Annotated in this window: 17 protein-coding genes; 5 read left to right on the top strand and 12 right to left on the bottom strand. The window is 65.3% G+C overall.

From position 1 onward, the window contains the following. Window positions 1-3 precede the first annotated feature (3 nt). The 4 genes from NFC98_RS08445 to NFC98_RS08430 form a co-directional block, all read right to left on the bottom strand. Complete coding sequence (locus NFC98_RS08445; protein ID WP_254277641.1) at window positions 4-1,179, bottom strand: polysaccharide export protein; 1,176 nt, start codon at window positions 1,177-1,179, stop codon at window positions 4-6. Between the two features lie 468 nt (window positions 1,180-1,647). Further along, on the bottom strand, window positions 1,648-2,106 hold the full coding sequence (locus NFC98_RS08440; RefSeq protein ID WP_254277640.1) for a hypothetical protein: 459 nt from the start codon (window positions 2,104-2,106) through the stop codon (window positions 1,648-1,650). Between the two features lie 57 nt (window positions 2,107-2,163). Next, entirely contained in the window at window positions 2,164-2,958 is a 795-nt protein-coding gene (locus tag NFC98_RS08435) for a universal stress protein (protein WP_254277639.1), read from the bottom strand. Next, on the bottom strand, window positions 2,945-5,368 hold the full coding sequence (locus tag NFC98_RS08430; protein WP_254277638.1) for a Lon protease family protein: 2,424 nt from the start codon (window positions 5,366-5,368) through the stop codon (window positions 2,945-2,947). The genes NFC98_RS08435 and NFC98_RS08430 overlap by 14 nt, the downstream gene beginning before the upstream one ends. Before the next feature lie 193 nt (window positions 5,369-5,561). On the opposite strand from NFC98_RS08430, the gene NFC98_RS08425 reads away from it, so the two are divergent. Continuing rightward, window positions 5,562-5,708 (top strand): hypothetical protein, encoded by a 147-nt coding sequence (locus tag NFC98_RS08425; protein WP_254277637.1) that lies wholly within the window; start codon window positions 5,562-5,564, stop codon window positions 5,706-5,708. A gap of 156 nt (window positions 5,709-5,864) precedes the next feature. Here NFC98_RS08425 and NFC98_RS08420 read toward each other — a convergent pair whose 3' ends face one another. From NFC98_RS08420 to NFC98_RS08390, 7 genes are all read right to left on the bottom strand, one after another. Next, on the bottom strand, window positions 5,865-6,293 hold the full coding sequence (locus tag NFC98_RS08420; RefSeq protein WP_254277636.1) for a phasin family protein: 429 nt from the start codon (window positions 6,291-6,293) through the stop codon (window positions 5,865-5,867). 222 nt (window positions 6,294-6,515) lie between these two features. Further along, on the bottom strand, window positions 6,516-7,649 hold the full coding sequence (locus NFC98_RS08415) for a diguanylate cyclase (RefSeq protein ID WP_254277635.1): 1,134 nt from the start codon (window positions 7,647-7,649) through the stop codon (window positions 6,516-6,518). After that, window positions 7,646-8,128, bottom strand: coding sequence for a hypothetical protein (locus NFC98_RS08410; protein WP_254277634.1), 483 nt, complete (start codon window positions 8,126-8,128; stop codon window positions 7,646-7,648). Before NFC98_RS08410 ends, NFC98_RS08415 begins: the two co-directional genes overlap by 4 nt. Before the next feature lie 289 nt (window positions 8,129-8,417). Further along, a complete protein-coding gene (locus NFC98_RS08405; RefSeq protein ID WP_254277633.1) occupies window positions 8,418-8,957 on the bottom strand; it encodes a carboxymuconolactone decarboxylase family protein in 540 nt (179 codons plus the stop codon). Window positions 8,958-8,975: 18 nt separating this feature from the next. Then, the gene (locus tag NFC98_RS08400; RefSeq protein ID WP_254277632.1) at window positions 8,976-10,892 is read right to left on the bottom strand and encodes a TRAP transporter permease; all 1,917 of its coding nucleotides are present in this window, start codon (window positions 10,890-10,892) and stop codon (window positions 8,976-8,978) included. A 44-nt stretch (window positions 10,893-10,936) separates the two neighbouring features. Next, window positions 10,937-11,920: a TAXI family TRAP transporter solute-binding subunit gene (locus NFC98_RS08395; protein WP_254277631.1), complete on the bottom strand. Its 984-nt coding sequence runs from the start codon at window positions 11,918-11,920 to the stop codon at window positions 10,937-10,939. Window positions 11,921-12,032: 112 nt separating this feature from the next. Then, entirely contained in the window at window positions 12,033-12,944 is a 912-nt protein-coding gene (locus NFC98_RS08390) for a 3-hydroxyacyl-CoA dehydrogenase NAD-binding domain-containing protein (RefSeq protein ID WP_254277630.1), read from the bottom strand. Between the two features lie 95 nt (window positions 12,945-13,039). Between NFC98_RS08390 and NFC98_RS08385 the strand changes: the two genes are divergently transcribed. Next, window positions 13,040-13,960, top strand: coding sequence for a LysR family transcriptional regulator (locus NFC98_RS08385; RefSeq protein WP_254277629.1), 921 nt, complete (start codon window positions 13,040-13,042; stop codon window positions 13,958-13,960). Between the two features lie 94 nt (window positions 13,961-14,054). Here the strand turns inward: NFC98_RS08385 and NFC98_RS08380 are convergent, their stop codons facing one another. Next, on the bottom strand, window positions 14,055-15,326 hold the full coding sequence (locus tag NFC98_RS08380) for an O-antigen ligase (RefSeq protein WP_254277628.1): 1,272 nt from the start codon (window positions 15,324-15,326) through the stop codon (window positions 14,055-14,057). 297 nt (window positions 15,327-15,623) lie between these two features. On the opposite strand from NFC98_RS08380, the gene NFC98_RS08375 reads away from it, so the two are divergent. Genes NFC98_RS08375 through kduD form a run of 3 tightly spaced genes read left to right on the top strand, consistent with a single transcriptional unit; the run spans window position 15,624 to window position 18,354 of the window. Further along, a complete protein-coding gene (locus NFC98_RS08375; protein WP_254277627.1) occupies window positions 15,624-16,595 on the top strand; it encodes a sugar kinase in 972 nt (323 codons plus the stop codon). A gap of 29 nt (window positions 16,596-16,624) precedes the next feature. Continuing rightward, window positions 16,625-17,605, top strand: a complete 981-nt coding sequence (locus NFC98_RS08370) for a D-glycerate dehydrogenase (RefSeq protein WP_254277626.1) — start codon at window positions 16,625-16,627, stop codon at window positions 17,603-17,605. Further along, window positions 17,602-18,354 (top strand): 2-dehydro-3-deoxy-D-gluconate 5-dehydrogenase KduD, encoded by a 753-nt coding sequence (gene kduD / locus NFC98_RS08365; protein WP_254277625.1) that lies wholly within the window; start codon window positions 17,602-17,604, stop codon window positions 18,352-18,354. The genes NFC98_RS08370 and kduD overlap by 4 nt, the downstream gene beginning before the upstream one ends. The last annotated feature ends 37 nt before the right edge of the window (window positions 18,355-18,391 follow it).

Below are 18,391 nucleotides of genomic sequence, written 5' to 3'. Positions count from 1 at the left end.
TTGTTATAGATCCCCGACATTATCGACCGACCTTGCAACGTCACCCGGCAGCGTGACCGACGGGATCAACAGCGAGATCACGTTGTTCCAGCGGGCCAGCGGTGCCGACGTCACATAGACGACATCCTGCGGCTGGAGAGGAAAGCGCGTACCCAGCATCAGGCGAGTCGCATCGCTGATATCCAGCTGATATACCGTGGCAAGGGTGTCGCTTTCCGGGGCGTTGCCGCGAACCACGAAGATGCCGGAGGGCTGAGCACGGCTCTCGTTCACCCCACCTGCCCGCGCCAGGGCATCGGTCAGGGTCAGGCGCTCGTTACCCAGGGCAATGGCACCGGGCTTGATGACCTGCCCCAGCACCACCACATTCTGGTTCTCGGAAGTGGGCACATGCAGCAGATCACCATCACGCAGCAGGCGATTCTGGGTCATGTCGCCCTGACGCAACATGGCGTAGAGCGACAGCCTTTCCTCACGACCATCGCGTGTCAGCAAGACGTTGTGCCAGTCGGCATTGGCGCGGGCGCCGCCCGCTTCGCTGATCGCATCTAGTACGGTCATCGGCACGATGGTGATCGGCAGGGTGCCCGGACTCTCCACCGCCCCGCTGACATAGATCTTCTGTGACCGGAAGGCGGCCATGCCTACCTCAACCTGAGGGTCGGTAATGACATCCGAGAGACGTCGGGTCAGCAGGCTACGGACCTCCTCGAGCGTCATGCCGGCGACTCGGACTCGCCCCACATAGGGGTAGAACATGGTGCCGTCGGGGCGCACACGGTTACCCGTCTCGGCAGCGCCTCGCTCTCCTCCGGCGGGAATCGTCAACTCCGGATGGTCATAGACGATCACGCTTAGCACGTCGCCAGGTCCCACTCGGTACTCATAACTCTGCATGTCCTGGCGCAACGTGCCGGGCAAGGGTTGAGAGGCCGGACCCATCACCCGATAGCGGCTCACCAGTTCCGGCGTGATTTCCATAACATCCACGCGGGAATCCAGTGATTCATCGAGGTTCTTTTCATTGATATGCCCCCCGGGCGCAAATGCACATCCCCCCATCAGGGAGAGTGTCACCAGCAACAGTACGAGCAGAATGGTTCGCACCGCACTTATCGGGTTTTCGGCGCCGTCACTCGCCATGGCTTGATGATTTTTTACTTGCGCCTGAGAGTCCATGTGGCGTCTCCCCCGTTGACCCTTTGACACGCTACCGCCCCGGAATGTATTGGCATTTTTCCGAGGCCCCGATTTTCTATGGTTTTTTTCCCGTCATAAAACGGCGACAGCCAGCAGCAACATGTCCCTGCGTCGAGTACATCCTTGCGAGACAATCATTGCCGTTGGCTCTCGCGAGAATTCATGACGCTGTCACAGAGAACTGTGATCATGTTCTGCTGACTGACACATTGAGCTTACATACTTACAGAACAGTCACATTCGCATTTTGGTGACGTGCTGAAGGGCACCTCCGCCATTTTCGAACGCTGCTCGATAATGGGATGGAGGCAGGCCAAGAGATGAGAAATCTCCATTAGCGAGATGAGAAACGACCAAGCCCACCGAAGGTGGGCTTGGTCGTGGTGTCCCTTGAGTCAGGACGAACAGGAAGGTCTACGGCGGGGGGTGGGGCAGCGCGGGAAGAACTCAGTGACGTCGACAGCGCCACACCGCCAGTAGATGCAGCACGGCCAGGGCCAGCAGCGCGGCAGAGACCCAGCCCAGGCCGGTCACCAGGGTATGATAGGCGGCCGGTGCCACCTGGGGCCGCTGGGTCATCCCGAATTCGGCCAGGCGCGTGAAGCCGTAAAGCAGCAAGGCCAGCAGGGTCAGCGGCCGGGTCCCGACAAGGGCCGCCAGGCCCCGGGTCAACCGCCAGGGTTCACTGGGCGGCGTCGCCGCCTTGGGTTTGCGGGCTGCAGCGGTAGGACGCGAGCGGGGGGAAGCCTGCCGCGCAGGCGCCTTGCGCGCCCGGGGCCTGGGCTTGCGAGTTCCCGAGCCGCCAGCCACCCGCTGCCAGGCCCAGCGTCCGCTGCGCACCAGGATCCAACCCAGGGTGAAGCTGACGGACAGGGCCAGGCCGCCCATTACCAGTACATACGCCATCGGGCGAGTCCTTCCAATGCAGTGCCGGCCGGCCATTGTGCCACAGGGGGAAGACGCCTACGGCACCACGATAACCGGGATAGGGATCCTTGCCAGCACGTCAGGCTCCTGGTCGATCAGCCGAGAGAGCGTCTCACGGCTGACCAGCAGCGCCCCACTGCGTGACCGTGCCAGGAAGCGCTCGAGCTGTTCGGCTCCCATCGGGGCCAGTTCCTCGCGTCCGCGGAACAGCGGAGCATCATGAGCGATCTCCTCCAGGCTCTCTCCCCAGGGCAGGCGCGGCGCCTGGCCACGGAAATAGCGCAGTGGGCCGGGCGACGGAGGGTGGCGCTCATCCCAGATGATCACCGTGCAGGGTGCCTCGAGGATCAGACTGTGACTGGTGGATCCCAGCCGTGCACCCCAGCGAGCCGAGAGTCCCGCCTTGCCCAGCACCAGCACATCCCCCGGCCCGGCCTGGGCGAGCGCCTCGCTGACCACCCGACCGCGGCTCACCTGCAGTCGATGGCGTAGTTCCCGCCCGGCCACTGCGGCTTCCACCGCCTGGGTAACGCGCTGCAACTGGCGGGCCAGGCTGGCTTCCAGATCTGACCGGCTCAAGGGGCGTGCCAGGCCGGTGCTGGCCCCCACCTCGCAGGAAAACGGGAAGGCCGCGGAGTGGATCAGGTCGAGGTCCTCCACGAACAGGGCCACCAGTTCGGCACGCACGTCGTCGGCCAGTGCCACGGCGGCGGAGAGTGCCGCCAGGCTCTGGCGGGAGGCATCCAGCAGCGCCAGCACCCGGGTCTCGTCCTGGTCCGCAGAAGTGCCACTGGCCTGCCCTTCAGCTGCCGGTTCCTCAGGGGTCATCATGCCCCTCCTCCGCGGAATTGGCCCGATCGCCATCGCCCGCCTCATAGTCCTCTCTGCCACGAGCGGCCTTCACGGCGTCACGGAAGGCCTCGAGCCGCGCCTGCACCCGCCCGTTGAGGCTCTCGGCGGGGAAGTTCCCGGCCTCGTCGGACTCGCCGGGTACCTGGCCGGTCAAGAGGGCCAGCGCCTCGTCCACGTGGCGGATGCCATAGAGGTGGAAGTGGCCCGCCGCCATCGCCTCGCGCACCTCGCCCTTGAGCATCAGGTGCTCCACGTTGGCGGCAGGCAGGATCACCGCCTGCCCGGCGAGTTCGCCGCGCACGCGGCAGACATCGAAGAAACCCTCAACCTTCTCGTTGACCCCGCCCACCGCCTGCACCTCACCGTGCTGGTTGATGGAACCGGTCACCGCGAAGCGCTGGTCGAGCCCCACCCGCGCGATGGCCGACACCAGCGCGCATACCTCGGCCACCGAGGCGCTGTCGCCCTCGATGCCGCCATAGGACTGCTCGAAGGCCAGGCTCGCCGAGATCGACATCGGCTGTTCGCGGGAGTAGCGCCCGGCCAGGTAACGCGACAGGATCATGACCGCCTTGGAGTGGATACGACCGCCCAGGCGCGCCTCGCGCTCGATATCCACCACCTGACCGCTGCCGGGACGGGCCGTGGCCGTGATGCGGGTGGGCTGGCCGAACGCATAGTCGCCCAGCGCGAGCACGGAGAGCCCGTTGACCTGCCCCACCACACTGCCCTCGGTCGCGATCATCACCGTGCCCCGGGTGATGTGCTCATGGCTGCGCTCACGGATACGCCCGGCGCGCCACAGCTGCTGCTGGACCGCCTTCTCCACGTGCGCCCGGGTGATAACCGCAGTGTCCTCCTGGCCGGCCCAGTGATCGGCCTCCAGCAGCAGATCGCTGAGGTCCCGATGGCGGGCGGTGAGGCGATGCTGGTCGTCGGCCAGGCGGCTGGCCCGCTCGATGGTCGCCGCGACCCCGCTGCGGTCCAGCGGGCGAAGCGCCGCTTCCCGGGCCAGGGTGGCGATCATCCGGGCGTAGAGTGCCAGACTCTCCTCGTTGCGCGGCAGCTCGTCCTCGAGGTCGACCATCACCTTGAACAGTTCCAGGAACTCCGGGTCGTGCTCGCAGAGCAGGTAGTAGAGCAGCCGCTCGCCGAGCAGCACGATCTTGACGTCCAGCGGAATCGGCTGGGGCTCCAGGCTCACCGTGCTGATCAGCCCGTAGGCCTGCTCAAGCGACTCGGTGCGGATCTCGCCGGCACGCAGGATGCGCTTCAGGGTCTCCCAGGCACCGGGCTGGGTCAGCACGCCCCGAACGTCCAGCACCAGGTAGCCACCGTTGGCGCGGTGCAGGGCCCCGGCGCGAATCAGCGAGAAATCGGTCAGCAGGGTGCCGTTGTGGACGTGGTGCTCGATGCGTCCCACCAGGTGCTGGTGGCCCGGCAGATCCTGGTAGATCACCGGCGCCCCTTCGGTGTCGGCGTTGTCTACCAGCAGGTTGAGGTGGAAGCGGCTGAACACCGCCTCCGGGGGAATCTCGGGCTCGTCGGAGAGGAAGGCGTCCACGTGCTGCAGGATCGCCTCGCGGATCGCCGCCACATGGGCGATTACCCCCTCCTGCTCCGCATAGCGCTCTTCCAGCTCGCCCAGGGGGGCGCCGATCGCCGACTGCATCACCTCCTCGTTGAGCTGGTTGATCTGCTCGCGCAGTTCCTTGGCCAGGCGCGGCATGCGGCGAATCGCCTTGGTCAGCTTGCGCTGCAGGATCTCCACCGTGTGCTCGATGCGGTCGCGCTCCTCACTTGGAAGCTTCTCGTAGTCGTCCGGCGACATCATCTTGTCATCGTCGGCCGGCGCGAAGGTGAAGCCGTTGGGGGTCGACAGCAGCAGGATGCCCTGCTCGCGCGCCTCGCGTCTCACCGCCTCGATGGCATCGCGCTGGCGCTCCCCCATCGCCTGCTTCATCTCCTGGAGGCGGTTCTGGTACTCGTCGCTCTCGAACACCGCCGGGATCGCCCCGCGCAGTTCCTCGACCAGCCCCTCGATGTCGCGTCGCAGCTGGCGGCCCATGCCCGGCGGCAGCTGCAGGTAGAGCGGCACCGAGGGGTCCTCGAAATTGTAGAGGTAGCACCAGTCGGGTGGCGGCGACTCGTTGCGTGAGCGATCGATCAGGTAACGCCCCACCAGGCTGTGCTTACCATGCCCGGGCTGGCCCAGCACGAAGAGGTTGAAGCCATCGCTGCGGATCGAGGTCCCGAAGGCCAGCGCCTCCTTCGCTCGGGCGTGACCGCTGAGCAGGTCCAGCGACTCCAGCTCGCTTGTGACCTCGAACCTCAGCGCTTCCTCCGGGCAGGCCCGGTAGACTTCGGAAACCCTCAGCGCCTCGACCATCGCGTTCTCCCTGTAAGTCGGCCGGCTTATGATGTCTCATTCGTTTAAAGATGACTCATATAGCAGCAACGGTCGAGGGAGCGTATGTGGAAAAATATTCCATTAGATCTTGACTGCGACCTTGGTCTAAGACATAGTGGCACCAGAATAAATGGAAAATTTTTCCATATAGTGCCATCCAGGAGAGAGCACCATGACCAACGAGCGCATCCCCACCATCTGGGACCAGCCCCTGCCCCGCAGCACCCGCAAGCCTCAATCGCAGCGGGCCCGAGCCACCGAACGCTTCCTGACCATCTGGAGCCGCCCGGTCGCTCGACTCCCCGGTGCCGAGGTCTGATCCTTCCACTTCGGCAAGAACGTTAGGCATCACTGCCGCAGGCAAGGGCCACCTCCACTCCGTCCGCGGTGACCCATAAAGCAGCAGGCCGCCGATCAAAGATCGGCGGCCTGCTGGGGTTCTTCCAGAACCCGGCCCGAGGGCCGGGTGGAAGTCTTACTTGGTTGCTGCCTTGGGCGCGGCTTCCTTGACAGACTTGGTGGCGGTCTCGGTAGCCTTCTGAACGCTCTCCTGGGCCTGCTTGACGCTGCCCTCGGTCAGTTTCTGACTCTGCTCGACGAAGTCCTGCTGCAGGGCCACAACCTTGTCGGCATCACCCTTCAGGCGCTCGGTCAGCTCCTTGGCGACCTCCTGCTGACCATCCAGGTAGCTCTTGAAGCCCTCGACGTCCTTGACCTCTACCAGGCGACGCAGCTGCGCCAGGTTGACGTCGGCATAGGCCTTGGTGGCGTCGAGCTGGGCAGTGACCAGCTTCTCGGCGAAATCGACGGACAGCGCGGCAAAGGCGCGAGCCGGGGCGAAGAACATGGACTCGAGCTGAGCGGTGTCGAATTGCTTGGAATCGAAAGAGAATGTCTGGGTCATGATGAGAACCTCCAGGGTTCTTGGTGCCATGTAACGGGAGATCCCGTTCTATGACCTGCATAGTAGCAGTCATTTTTGTGCAGTGCAACATAGCCGTTCCACAGCCGCTTTATCTCTCGCCTGGAAAATCACCGCAGAGGCGTGAGTGCCTTCAGGACTTACGCCGGAGGCGGCCGCTTCGATGGTTTCAATGTCGCCTGTCTGTGAAGGCGGGCCATGCGGTCAGAGGCTGTCCACCCGATCCATGGGCACCACCCTTCCCGTCTGCCAGCCATCGCGTCCCTGGGCCTTGACCCAATAGAGCGCCTGATCCGCCGCGGCATAGGCCTCGGTGAAGGCCTCTCGCTCGGCAATGAACTGCACCCCACCAACGCTCAGTGTCACATGGGGACCCGCCGGGTGGTCAGGATGGGGCAGCGCTGCCCGGCGGACCTCCTCCACCACCAGCGCACAGGCCTGCTCGAGAGTGTCGGCGCTGTCGCAGGGGAGCAGTACGGCAAACTCGTCACCGCCCATGCGATAAAGCCGCGCCTTCCCGCCCAGCGCCTCGTCGATCAGCGAGACCAGCTCACGCAGCAGGCGATCACCATCCGGATGGCCCAGGGCGTCGTTGTAGGGCTTGAAGTAGTCGATATCGATCAGGATCAGGCCCAGGGCTCGCCCGGCCTGGTCATTGATGTCGTCATGGAGCGCCGTACGGTTTCCGATCCCGGTGAGGGGGTCTCGCAGGGCCTGGGTCATCCAGCGCAGGCTCTCGCGGGTGGCCCGGTCCGCCTGCCGGCGCTTACGCTCATGCATCCCCCAGAACCCCAGCCCCAGCAGGTAGATGGCCAGGCTGCCCACCAGCACCTGGGTCTGGTGGCGACGGGTCTCCTCCACGAACTGATTGGTCACCCGGGCACGGCGATCGAGCTGATCCATCTCGATCTCGGTCAGGCAGCGGATGGGGGCCAGCAGGTCCTGGCTGAGCAGTGCCGGCGACGGCACGATGCCGCTGCTCAGGCTGTCATGTAGCCCGTCCAGGCGCTGAAGGCTGGGCACGGTGCAGGCATACTCGTTGCGGTAGACGCCGATGTCGAACAGGCTGTAGCCCAGTTCGATCTGGAACCGGGCCCGCTGTGCGACAGCATCGCTGTCGCCCTCCTCCAGCAGGATGCCCAGGCTCTCCTCAAGGTAGCGCCTGGAACGGGTCGCCAGCTGCTGGCCCGTCAGGTTGCCCGACTGGCTGAAGTAGGCGTGGATCTCGGGGTGAACCCAGCGCGTCTCGTAGGTGATCAGCAGCATCAGGGCCGTGAAACTCATCAGGCTCAGCGACAGCCAGCCGATGTAGCGTCGCCTGATGCGGTGCCATCTCAACGGGGGACCTCGATCCCGCGAATCATCCAGACCCAGTCGTTGAAGTTGCGCAGGTTGGCGGGATCGCGATCGCCATAGTCGCGTTCCACCAGGCGCACGGGGCCACGTTCGCGCAGGCCCAGGGGCTCCCCGTCATGATGGGTCACCAGGATCCAGTTGGGGTCGTCCCATCCTCCCAGCGTCACCTCATAGTCATCCCAGGCGGTGAACGCCAGACGCTCGGGCACCTCGCCGAACTGCTCCACAAGCAGATCGCGGAACACCAGGCCGGTGATGTCGACCTCTTCCGCCAGGTAGGGATCGAAGAAGGTGAAGTGCACGTCGGCACGCTCGCGCAGCGCCTCGACCTCGACCCGCGTCTCCTGTTCGCCCTGCTGGAACACCACCACGTCGGGGCTGGCCAGGGTGATTCCGGCGGGCCAGAGGGAGAGAAACACAAGGGAGACGAGCAGCCGGCGCACGTGATTGGCGGGCAGCATAACGTAAGTCCTCTGCGTAGTAGTCATTCGAGTTCTGGTTGTGTGGCGAGTGTAGCATGGTGACTAAACCGCGAAACGCCCCCCCGGCTCTGGTTACCGGACGACTTTCGTTCAGGGTCCTTTCTACTATAAAGAAGCGCCGCGGCAAGGGCCGCGGCGCGTTCAGGATGAGCAGGAGTGTATTGAAGACCCGGCTCAGCACCAGGAGGGCCCGCTCATCACGTCGAGCAGCCAGGCGAATCCTGAAGGAATGCCGTCTACAAGGCCTGCACCAACTGTCAGCAGACGATCATTCCGATCCAGACACATCCACACGCATCTCGAAGGCGTTGAGCGTCATGGCCACCAGCGAGTAGTAGCCGATGATGCCCACCACCTCGACCAGGGCCTGGGTGCCAAGCGCCTGCCGTGCGGCGTCGAAGGTGTCATCGTCGATTCGGCGTTGGTCCAACAACTGGCGTGCAAGGGTCTGAAGCAGGTTGAGCCTCGGGGTCTCGAGGCTCGCCCAGCCGCCCTCGCGAAGGGTTGCCACCGTTGCCTCCGGCAGGCCCGCCTCAATCGCAATAGGCTCATGGATCTGCTGCTCGCCGTCACAGTGAAAGTGCGCGGCCACGCAAAGTATCAGGAGCTCACTCTCGACCAGGGAGAGCTGCGTGTCATAGCGGCAGAAAGCGCCCAGCTGCTGAGCGGGCCCCGCAAGCCCGGGGCTGTGTAGCCAGGCCAGGAAGGGGCCATCGGCATTGCCCCGGGTCTTGAGCACCGATTGGTAGATAGCGTGCTGCTGCGGGTCCATGTCGTGTGCCGAGGGCAACTCGATCCTTGACTGCATGTCGTGTCTCCAGCGTGGTTACAGATCTTGTTTCACGGGGGGGCGAATAGGCTCTCTCCTGCCCTGCTGGCGGCTCGCGACGAAGCAGTAGGTCGCGATCACGACAATCAGCACACCGCCCGCCAGGTCAACCAGCATCCCGGGCATGATCAGCATCAGGGCAGCCGCGAACAGCAGCGCCCTCAGGTAGAGATTCATGCGAATCCAGAGCCAGCCGATCAGCGAGGCGGCCAGTGCAATGACGCCGACGCCTGCCGCCAGCGAGTTAATCGTCATCTGCAGGCCAGAACCGAGCCCCAGAATAGACGGGGCGAAAACGAACATGTAGGGCACGATGAAGCTGGCCAGTCCGAGCTTGAGGGCGGTCAGGCTGGTGCGCCAGGGATCGGAGTCGGCAATGGCAGCGGCGGCATAGGAGGCCAGCGCCACCGGTGGCGTGATCGCCGACACTCCGGCGCAATACATGACGAACAGGTGCGCCGCCAGAATGGGGACGCCGAACTCGACGAGCCCCGGGGCCAGCAATACGGCGAGGATGATGTAGGCCGCCGGGGTGGGCATACCCATCCCCAGAATCACCCCACACAGCATGGTCAGGACCAGCAGCAAGGGCAGGCTGCCCTGTGAAATGCTCAATACGATGGAACTCATCCGCAGCCCGAGCCCGGTCTGGGTCACGACCCCGACGATGATGCCCCCCACGGCGCTGGCGATAGTGATCTGGCCAATGATGCGCGGCGCATCATTCATGGCCTTGAGGCAATTCTCGACCAGCAGCGTGCGAGACTCCCGCTCGAACACCACCTGAGCAAGTACCAGGGAGCCGAGCGCATAGAGCGCCGCCAGCGTGGGCGTATATCCACTGGAGAGAACGCCCAGCATCACGATCACTGGCAGCAGCAGGTAGCCGCGCTGCTTGAGCACCTCGAAAGCGCGGACATCCGCGACCTCGGGAGAGAGCTCGAGGCGCCGTGCCTCGAAGTGCACCATGGCGATGACCGAGATGAAATAAAGCAGCGCCGGAATGATGGCCGCCTGGGCGATCTCGATGTAGGGCATGCCGATGAATTCGGCCATGATGAAGGCGGCGGAGCCCATCACCGGCGGCATGAACTGCCCGCCCGACGAGGAGACAGCCTCCACCCCTGCGGCAAAGCGTGGCGGAAAGCCGGCCCGCTTCATGGTCGGGATGGTAAAGGAGCCGGTGACCACGACATTGCCCGCTGAACTGCCCGACAAAGACCCCATCAGGGCGCTTGAGACCACCGCGGTCTTGGCCGCACCGCCGGTAAAGCGACCGGTCAGGCTGCGCGCCAGGTCGGTGAAGAAGGTGCCGGCTCCTGATGAAACCAGGAAGGCACCGAAAAGCACGAACAGGAATACATAGGTAGCCGTGACTCTCAACGGCGTCGTCCAGAGACCATCCTGGGTCAGGTAGGTGGACTCGATGATCGATTCGAAGCTGTAGCCGCGATGCCACAGCACGGACGGCAGGTAGTTGCCCCACAGCGCGTAGGCGATGGCCGTCGCGCCCAGGATCACCAGGGGCCAGCCGACCACCCGGCGTGCCGCTTCAAGCACGGTAAAAACCAGCATGGCGCCGAACAGCAGCTGCGGCGTGGTGAGTGGATCGAAATAGAGCATCCGCTGCTGCAGCTCGGCAGAATTCAGGGCGAGATAGGCACAACCACTGACCGCCATGGCAGTCAGCCCCAGGTCTCGCAGGATGAGCAGGGTCCCGAGGGACCCTGTGGCAGGTTTGCGATAGGTCCAGAAGATGATCACCAGGGCAAACCCGAGGTGTACGGGCAAATGCACTTCGGAGATCGGCGTCCCGAAGAAGGCCGTCATGATGTGGTAGAAAGACATGGCGACGGCAAGTGCCGTGACCATGTGCTTCAACCCTGTTCGGAACGTGTCTTGGGAGAGTGTCATTGGCTCGACCTCATGGGCTTGCCCTGGCGGTTGGCGAGACGTGATCAGAAGGTGTTGTTGATCTCGACGCCGGCTTCCTCATAGGCGCGCACGGCACCCGGGTGCAGCTCGATGCCGGCGATATTGGCCATGTACTCGCCGCTCAACGGCGCCATGGCCGCATGCACTCCCTGGATGCGCTCAAGGTTGTCGAGCATGGTCTTGACGATCCAGTAGGCATCCTCCTCCGGCATGTCCTCATGGGAGAACAGGATCAGATCCGAGGTCACCGTGGGAATATCGACCTCCTGGCCCGGATAGCTCCCGGCCGGGATGGAGGAATAGGCATAACCCGGGTTGATTTCACTGATCCGTTCAAACTCCTCCTCGGAGAGCGGCAGCAGCTTCATGTCGACGGTGTGGAAGAGTTCGGTGAAGGTGCCATTGGGGTAGCCTGAGAGCAGGGTGAAGCCCTCGAGGTTGCCATCCTTGATGGCATCGGAGGCAAAGTTGTGGCTGCCGCGGGCGCAGTCGAGATCCTCTTCGCTGATGCCGGCGGCCTCGAGACGGTCCACAAAGGCGGCCTGGGTAGAGTTGCCCAGCGCCATGCAGTTGACGCTGACCCCGACCAGTTCCTCCACCGACTCGATACCGGAGTCTCGGGTGACCCCGACGTGCTGGTAGCTCGGGAACAGGGCCGCCAGGGCCCGCACGTTGGTGATCGGCTCGTTGAAGGGCGCCTGACCGGCCTGAGCCACCGGCGGCACCGTGGAGGTGGTCACGCCAAGTTCGGCCTGGCCGGCACTCACGCGCGAGACGTTGGCCAGGCCGGCCCCGACCTCGGCATTGGTACGTGTCCCCTCGCTCCCGAAGATTTCCGCAATGCCCGCCGTGATTGGATACCAGGTACCACCGGGCGATCCACTGAGCAGGCTGAGGTTGGAGGGCTGTGCCTGAGCCGTGGCACCTACGGTAAGGGCAAGGGCGGTCAGGCCGGCAAGGCCCGACCCTTTGAGCAGTCGCGAAGTACGAGTGGCTGTCGGCTTCATGGGGTCTCTCCTGATTGTGCTTGTGGTAACCCTGGCCTTCCGCAGGCAAGGGGGAGTCGCACTGCCTCGGGGGCAGCAGGTCCTTCTCACCGCATGACGGTGCTGTCCTTGTCTAGTCGACGGGGGGTCGAATCTTGAGTAGCGACGTCAACTGGCGATCGCGTCGCCGAAAGTGCTCGTCGATGCTGTCGTCGCCGTAGGCGGACTCGACACCCTCGATGATGCGCGCCATCAGGGCGTCATCCACCTTGGGGGTGCCCAGGGAGTTCCAGCGATAGACCTGGCTCTCGCCGAGATTGGCCAGGTATTGCCGGATGCCCCCGCTGCCGCCACCGAGGTGATAAGTCAGGAAGGGGCCATTGATCGCCCACCGCAGTCCCGGCCCGTCGGTGATGGCCCGATCGATGTCCTCGACGCTGGCCACCCCCTCCTGCAACAGATAGAGCGCCTCGCGCCACAGGGCTGAACTCAGCCGGTTGGCCAGGTGGCCCACCATCTCCTTATTGAGCACGACCGGAGACTTGCCCTGGCTGGCGTAGAAGGTCTTGACGGCATTGCATATCGAATCGTCGACGCCAAAGATCTCAACCAGCGGTACGAGATGGGGGGGATTGTAGGGATGCGCAATCACCACGCGATCCGGACTGGCGACGCCAAGAGTGAGGTCGGAGTGGGTCAGGGACGAGGTGTTGCTGGCAATGATGGCCCCGGAGCCAGCGTAGGCCTGAATCTCCGCGATCAACTGGCGCTTGAGCGTGACGTTTTCGGGAGCACACTCGAGAATCAGGGGAGAATCCGCCACCGCTTCCTCGAGATCGTGACAGATACGTGGCTCGCGAACAGGGCTGCCAAGACTGGGGAAGTGAGCAGCAATCCGTTCCAGCACTTCCCCTTCCGGCTGGTCGCCATGGTGATAGACAACGACCGGAAGACCGCGAGATAGGAAATAGGCTGCCCAGCTCGCGCCGATGGTACCGCAGCCGACGATGGCAAGGGGGCTGTCATGGCTGAGCCCGAGTGACATGGCGTGATCCTGTTGTTCTTGTATGAGATTTACTATGAGCGCCAGGCACTGTATTTTTCAAATTTAAATAATCGAAGCTTGGTTTTGTTTTTCTTATGTCAATTTCCATCAGGCAGCTCAAGGCCTTCATCGAGATCGCCGCCACCGGGAGCTTCATCGAGGCCTCGGAGAACCTGCACCTGTCCCAACCGGCCTTGAGCCTCTCGATCAAGAAGCTGGAGGACGCGGTGGGGGGAACGCTGTTCAATCGTTCCCGCAAGGGGATTCAGTTGACCCCGGAAGGCAAGCGCTTCCTTCCGGTGGCACGGCGCCTGGTCAGCGACTGGGACTCTGCTCTGGACGATGTCGCCCGGCTCTTCAGCAAGCAGGCCGGCCGGGTATCGATCGCGGCCCTGCCGACCCTGGCGGCGGGGTTCCTGCCCACGGTGCTGGCCGACTTCAAACGGCAGTACCCGAACCTGGAAATCAGCGTGCATGACCTGCTGGCCAGCCAGATCGACGAACTGGTCAGCGAGGGACGCGCCGACATCGGGCTCTCCGTTCAACCACGCAACCGCGAGGCCATGCATTTCGAGCCATTGATCGAGGATCACTTTGTGGCAGTCTGCCCTGCCGGGCATCCGCTGCTGAACCAGCAGGAAGTGAGCTGGAACGAACTCCTGGCCTACCCGATCATCGATCTCGACAGGATGTCGAGCACACGTCAGGCCATCGAGCGGGTTCTCGGAGACCTGGACCGAGAAATGAACCTGTTCTGCGAGGTTAGCCAGATCGGCACGGTCGGGCGCATGGTCGCGGCTGGCCTGGGGGTCTCCGCCCTGCCCTCGCTGAGCTTCCTGCAGATCTCCAAGGAAGGCTTGGGCTGGCGTCCCCTGATATCACCCAGAGTGCCTCGCCAGCTAGGCATCATCACCCCTACGCGCACCCCACTCTCGGCCGCCGCCAAGGCGATGCTGAACGAGATTCGCAAGCATGCGAAACATGCCCGACTGGAGCAGACACCGCTATTGAGCTAGGGAATGCGATAAGGCGTTACATCGCTCGGGAACCAGAGGCCACCGTCCGCAGCGGCTAAGGCAATGCTGGAGGTGGTTCGGCAGCACGCCACTCTCATGGCGCCGTTGTGACCCTGTTCTGTCCGTCCCACAAGCCCACCAGCACACCCAGCCAGCCGCCATAGACGACAATCCCGATCGGATAGGCGAGGAAGGCATAGCTCAGCCCGAAGTCGATGAAGGTCACCGGCAGCAGCAGGCCGGCAACGGCAAGGCTGCCCATCGCGGGATCCCGGGCAACGAGGCGGGGCGCGAAATACCAGATCGGCAACAGGTAGAGCGCCAGCAGGCTGAGCATCGCCGGAAGGCCACGGCGCACCCAGGCATCCAGCAGGTCATTGTGAGCGTGCCAGTAACGATCCATGCCCGATGCCACCCGCCCCTGCTCCACCAGTTCGCTCATGGCACTGGCATACCCATCGTGGCCATGGCCCATCCAGGGTCTGTCGGCAATCAGCACAAGCGCTCCGCGGTACATCTCCAGCCGCGCACCGACGGAGCCGTGAGGCTCCCCTGCCAGGTAGTCCACCGCCTCGTCCATCGCCACACCGATCCGATACTGCACCCCGCTCTGCGGCGTCAGGTAGAAGCCGGCCAGCAGCAGTGCCACCCCGCCGACCACCAGCCATCGCCGTTGCCGGGGCCAGCGACGCAGGTAGGCGCGATAGAAGACCAGCGTCGCCAGCGGCAGGGCCAGCCAACCGCCGCGAGTACCCGATAGCGCCGAGGCCAGGAGCCCCCCCGCCGCGCCAAGCAGCATCACCAGCAGCCAGAATCGACGATTGGCCTGCTGCAATGCCCAACCCAGCCCTGCCAGGCAGAACAGCCCGGTCAACAGCGCCATGTTGCCGAACAGGATCGCATTCACCTCATGATGGCCATTGGCACGGCTCGTCCCGTGGATGACCGCCTGCCATAGCGCCCAGAGCCCGTTGCCTGCCCCGCCCAGGGCCAGACCACCCCACCACCATGACAGCCGTGGCCGCAAACACCGCACCGCTGGCCCCAGGGTGGCGGCCAACCCCGCCGCCAGCACCAGCGGCATCGCCTCGGTCACCCCGTCCTGCCAGGTAACATGGTGCCAGAGCCCCGCCACCAACTCCGCCCCGGCAAAGGCCAGCAATACGGCCATGGTGACTGCCGGCGGACCGGCCCAGGCCATGCGGGAAGGGCGATCGCGCCAGGCCAGGCCGGCGGCGAGCAACACGGCCACCGGTGCCAGCCAGTACCCCATGGGCAGCAGCAGCGGCGCCACCGCCATACACGCCACGGCCATGTCGCCGGCACTCGACGGCGCGACCGCACGGCTCGGTTCTCTCCACTCCATCGGCTGGCTCTCGCTCGTGATCCATGACACGGTTGCCTATTGAAGCATGAGCCTGGCCACGATAACCAAGCATGGCGTCGCAGCCCCCTTGCGTCCCTCCGAGTAGCTCGTCGAGATTGGCGGAATTCAGCGCCTTGGATACGATGATGACGCCCAAGAGGCCACAGCACGGCGCCACGCGCCGACCCTGATTGCCAGAGGCTCCACCCGCCGTCCGGCCTGAGGCAGGACGGCGGCAAGGGCGCCCTTCCTGTCCGCCGACAACACGACAACCTTTCCGCTCACACGAGGCACCGCATGACCCACCCCCAGACGCCCGTCCCCGAGATCCTCGCCTTCGGCGAAGCCATGGCAATGTTCGTCGCCGAACGCCCCGGGGAGCTGGCCGATGTGGAGCACTTCCAGCGCCGTATCGCCGGCGCCGACACCAACGTCGCGATCGGCCTGGCCCGGCTGGGGTTCCATGTCGGCTGGCTGAGCCGGGTGGGCAGCGACGGCTTCGGCACCTTCATCCGCCGCACGCTGGAGGCCGAGGGGCTGGACTGTCGCCACCTGCGGGTGGACCCCGACCACCCCACGGGCCTGCTCTTCAAGGAGCGTGCGGAGGGCGGTGCCGACCCCCGTGTCACCTACTTCCGCCGCGGCAGTGCCGCCAGCTGCCTGGCCCCGGGGGATGCCGACGGCGTCGACTTCTCCGCCCTGCGCCACCTCCATGCCACCGGCATTCCTCCCGCGCTATCCACTAGCGCCCGTGAGCTGTCCCGTCACCTGGTGGAACGGGCCCGCGCCAAGGGGGCTAGCGTCTCCTTCGATCCCAACCTTCGGCCCAGCCTGTGGTCGAGCGAGGCCGACATGCGCGCCACCCTCAACGGGCTGGCCGCCGAGGCCGACTGGGTGCTGCCGGGCCTCGCCGAGGGGCGCCTGCTCACCGGGCGCGACAGCCCCGAAGCGATCGCCGACTTCTATCTCGAGCGCGGCGCCCAGGCCGTGATCATCAAGCTGGGCCATGAGGGGAGCTACTACCGCGGCCGCCTGGGCGGCCAGGAACAGAGCTTCACCCTGCCGGGCGTGCCGGTCGCCGAGGTGGTGGATACCGTGGGCGCCGGAGACGCCTTCGCCGTGGGCGTGATCAGCGCCCTGCTTGACGGCCGCTCCCCCCGGGAGGCCGTTCGCCGCGGCAACCTGATCGGCTCGCTGGCCGTGCAGGTGGTGGGCGACATGGAGGGGCTGCCGAGCCGAGAGCGCCTCGCCGCCCTGGAAACCGAATGACCCGAACACAACAACCAAGGAGCCTACCCATGAAGAAGCGTGTCCTGGCCTATGGCCGACTGAACGAGGCCCAGCTGGCCCAGCTCGCCGAGCATTTCGAGGTCCAGACCTTCAACGACCTCGCATCCGCCGATGATCCCGATTTCCGCGCCGCGCTACCGGGCGCCCACGGCCTGATCGGCGCCAGCCTGACGGTCACCCCCGCGCTGCTGGACGCGGCGCCCGAGCTGGAAGCCATCGCCACCATCTCGGTGGGCTACGACAACTACCCGGTCGACGAGCTGACCCGACGCGGCATCCTGCTCTGCAATACCCCGGACGTGCTCACCGAGACCACCGCTGACACCGGCTTCCTGCTAATGATGGCCGCCGCCCGGCGCGCCGTGGAGCTGGCCGAGTGGGTCAAGCGCGGCGACTGGCAGGCCGGCGTGGAACCTGCGCACTTCGGCAGCGACGTCCACGGCAAGACCCTCGGCATGATCGGCTTCGGCCGCATCGGTGCCGCCATCGCGCGTCGCGGCGCACTGGGCTTCGGCATGCGCGTGCTCTATTCCAACGCCTCGCCCAAGCCGGCGCTGGAAGCGGAGCTGGGCGCCGAGCACCGCGAGCTGGACGCGCTGCTCGCCGAATCGGACTTCGTCTGCGTCACCGTCCCCCTCACCCCCGAGACCGAGCACCTGATCGGCGAGCACGAATTTGCCCTCATGAAGCCCTCGGCCATCTTCGTCAACATTGCCCGCGGCAAGGTGGTGCACGAGGCGGCGCTCATCGAGGCGCTCGAGATGGGGCGCATCCGCGCCGCCGGTCTGGATGTCTTCGAACAGGAGCCGCTGTCGACGGAATCGCCGCTGCCCCACATGACTAACGTGGTGGCCCTGCCCCATATCGGCTCGGCCACCCACGAAACGCGCACCGCCATGGCCCAGCGCGCCGTGGACAACCTCATCCTGGCACTCAACGGCGACCGTCCGATCAGCCTGGTCAACGAGGCCGCCTGGAGGGCGTCATGAACCGCTTCTCGCTGGCCGGCCGTGTGGCCATGGTCACCGGCTGCAACAAGGGGCTCGGGCAGGGCCTGGCTATTGCGCTGGCCGAGGCCGGCGCCGACATCGTCGGCGTCACCCGCCGCGAGGCCGACGAAACCCGGGAGCAAATCGAGGCCCTGGGGCGTCGCTATACCGGCATCGCGGCGGAACTGGGCCGCGACGCCCCGTCGGACATCGTCGACCAGGCGCTGAGCCAGGCCGGGCGGATCGATATCCTGATCAACAACGCCGGCACCATCCGCCGCGCCCCCGCCCTGGAGTTCAGCGAGGCGGACTGGGACGCGGTGGTCGACGTGAACCTGAAGGCGGCCTTCTTCCTGGCCCAGGCGGTGGCCCGCCACCTGGTGGCACGCCGGGCCCCTGGCCGCATCGTCAACGTCGCCTCGGTGCTCTCCTTCCAGGGCGGGATCCGCGTGCCCTCTTACACCGCCAGCAAGAGCGGCCTGCTCGGCCTGACCCGGCTGCTGGCCAACGAGTGGGCGGCCCACGGCATCACCGTCAACGCCATCGCCCCCGGGTACATGGCCACCGACAACACCCAGGCGCTGCGCGAGGACCCCGACCGCAGCGCCGAGATCCTGGCGCGGATCCCCGCCGGGCGCTGGGGGACCCCCGAGGACCTGGCCGGCGCGGCGATCTTCCTCTGCTCCGACGCCGCCGCCTACGTCAACGGTCATGCGCTGGCGGTGGACGGCGGCTGGCTGGCTCGCTGACCGACGGTGACGCTCGCCGGACTGGCGTAGAGGCGCC

It is taken from the genome of Halomonas sp. 3H (genome assembly GCF_024206005.1).
GTDB lineage: Bacteria > Pseudomonadota > Gammaproteobacteria > Pseudomonadales > Halomonadaceae > Halomonas > Halomonas campaniensis.
The sequence above is the reverse complement of the archived record's forward strand: the minus strand, read 5'-3'. Positions and strand labels throughout refer to the sequence as shown.

Coding starts and splice junctions, on each gene's coding strand:
- NFC98_RS08380 (WP_254277628.1), bottom strand. CDS start 15,326: ATGGAGTGGAGAGAACCGAGCCGTGCGGTCGCGCCGTCGAGTGCCGGC.
- NFC98_RS08420 (WP_254277636.1), bottom strand. CDS start 6,293: ATGACCCAGACATTCTCTTTCGATTCCAAGCAATTCGACACCGCTCAG.
- NFC98_RS08400 (WP_254277632.1), bottom strand. CDS start 10,892: ATGACACTCTCCCAAGACACGTTCCGAACAGGGTTGAAGCACATGGTC.
- NFC98_RS08375 (WP_254277627.1), top strand. CDS start 15,624: ATGACCCACCCCCAGACGCCCGTCCCCGAGATCCTCGCCTTCGGCGAA.
- NFC98_RS08445 (WP_254277641.1), bottom strand. CDS start 1,179: ATGGACTCTCAGGCGCAAGTAAAAAATCATCAAGCCATGGCGAGTGAC.
- NFC98_RS08430 (WP_254277638.1), bottom strand. CDS start 5,368: ATGGTCGAGGCGCTGAGGGTTTCCGAAGTCTACCGGGCCTGCCCGGAG.
- NFC98_RS08425 (WP_254277637.1), top strand. CDS start 5,562: ATGACCAACGAGCGCATCCCCACCATCTGGGACCAGCCCCTGCCCCGC.
- NFC98_RS08440 (WP_254277640.1), bottom strand. CDS start 2,106: ATGGCGTATGTACTGGTAATGGGCGGCCTGGCCCTGTCCGTCAGCTTC.
- NFC98_RS08385 (WP_254277629.1), top strand. CDS start 13,040: ATGTCAATTTCCATCAGGCAGCTCAAGGCCTTCATCGAGATCGCCGCC.
- NFC98_RS08390 (WP_254277630.1), bottom strand. CDS start 12,944: ATGTCACTCGGGCTCAGCCATGACAGCCCCCTTGCCATCGTCGGCTGC.
- NFC98_RS08405 (WP_254277633.1), bottom strand. CDS start 8,957: ATGCAGTCAAGGATCGAGTTGCCCTCGGCACACGACATGGACCCGCAG.
- NFC98_RS08395 (WP_254277631.1), bottom strand. CDS start 11,920: ATGAAGCCGACAGCCACTCGTACTTCGCGACTGCTCAAAGGGTCGGGC.
- NFC98_RS08435 (WP_254277639.1), bottom strand. CDS start 2,958: ATGATGACCCCTGAGGAACCGGCAGCTGAAGGGCAGGCCAGTGGCACT.
- kduD (WP_254277625.1), top strand. CDS start 17,602: ATGAACCGCTTCTCGCTGGCCGGCCGTGTGGCCATGGTCACCGGCTGC.
- NFC98_RS08370 (WP_254277626.1), top strand. CDS start 16,625: ATGAAGAAGCGTGTCCTGGCCTATGGCCGACTGAACGAGGCCCAGCTG.
- NFC98_RS08410 (WP_254277634.1), bottom strand. CDS start 8,128: ATGCTGCCCGCCAATCACGTGCGCCGGCTGCTCGTCTCCCTTGTGTTT.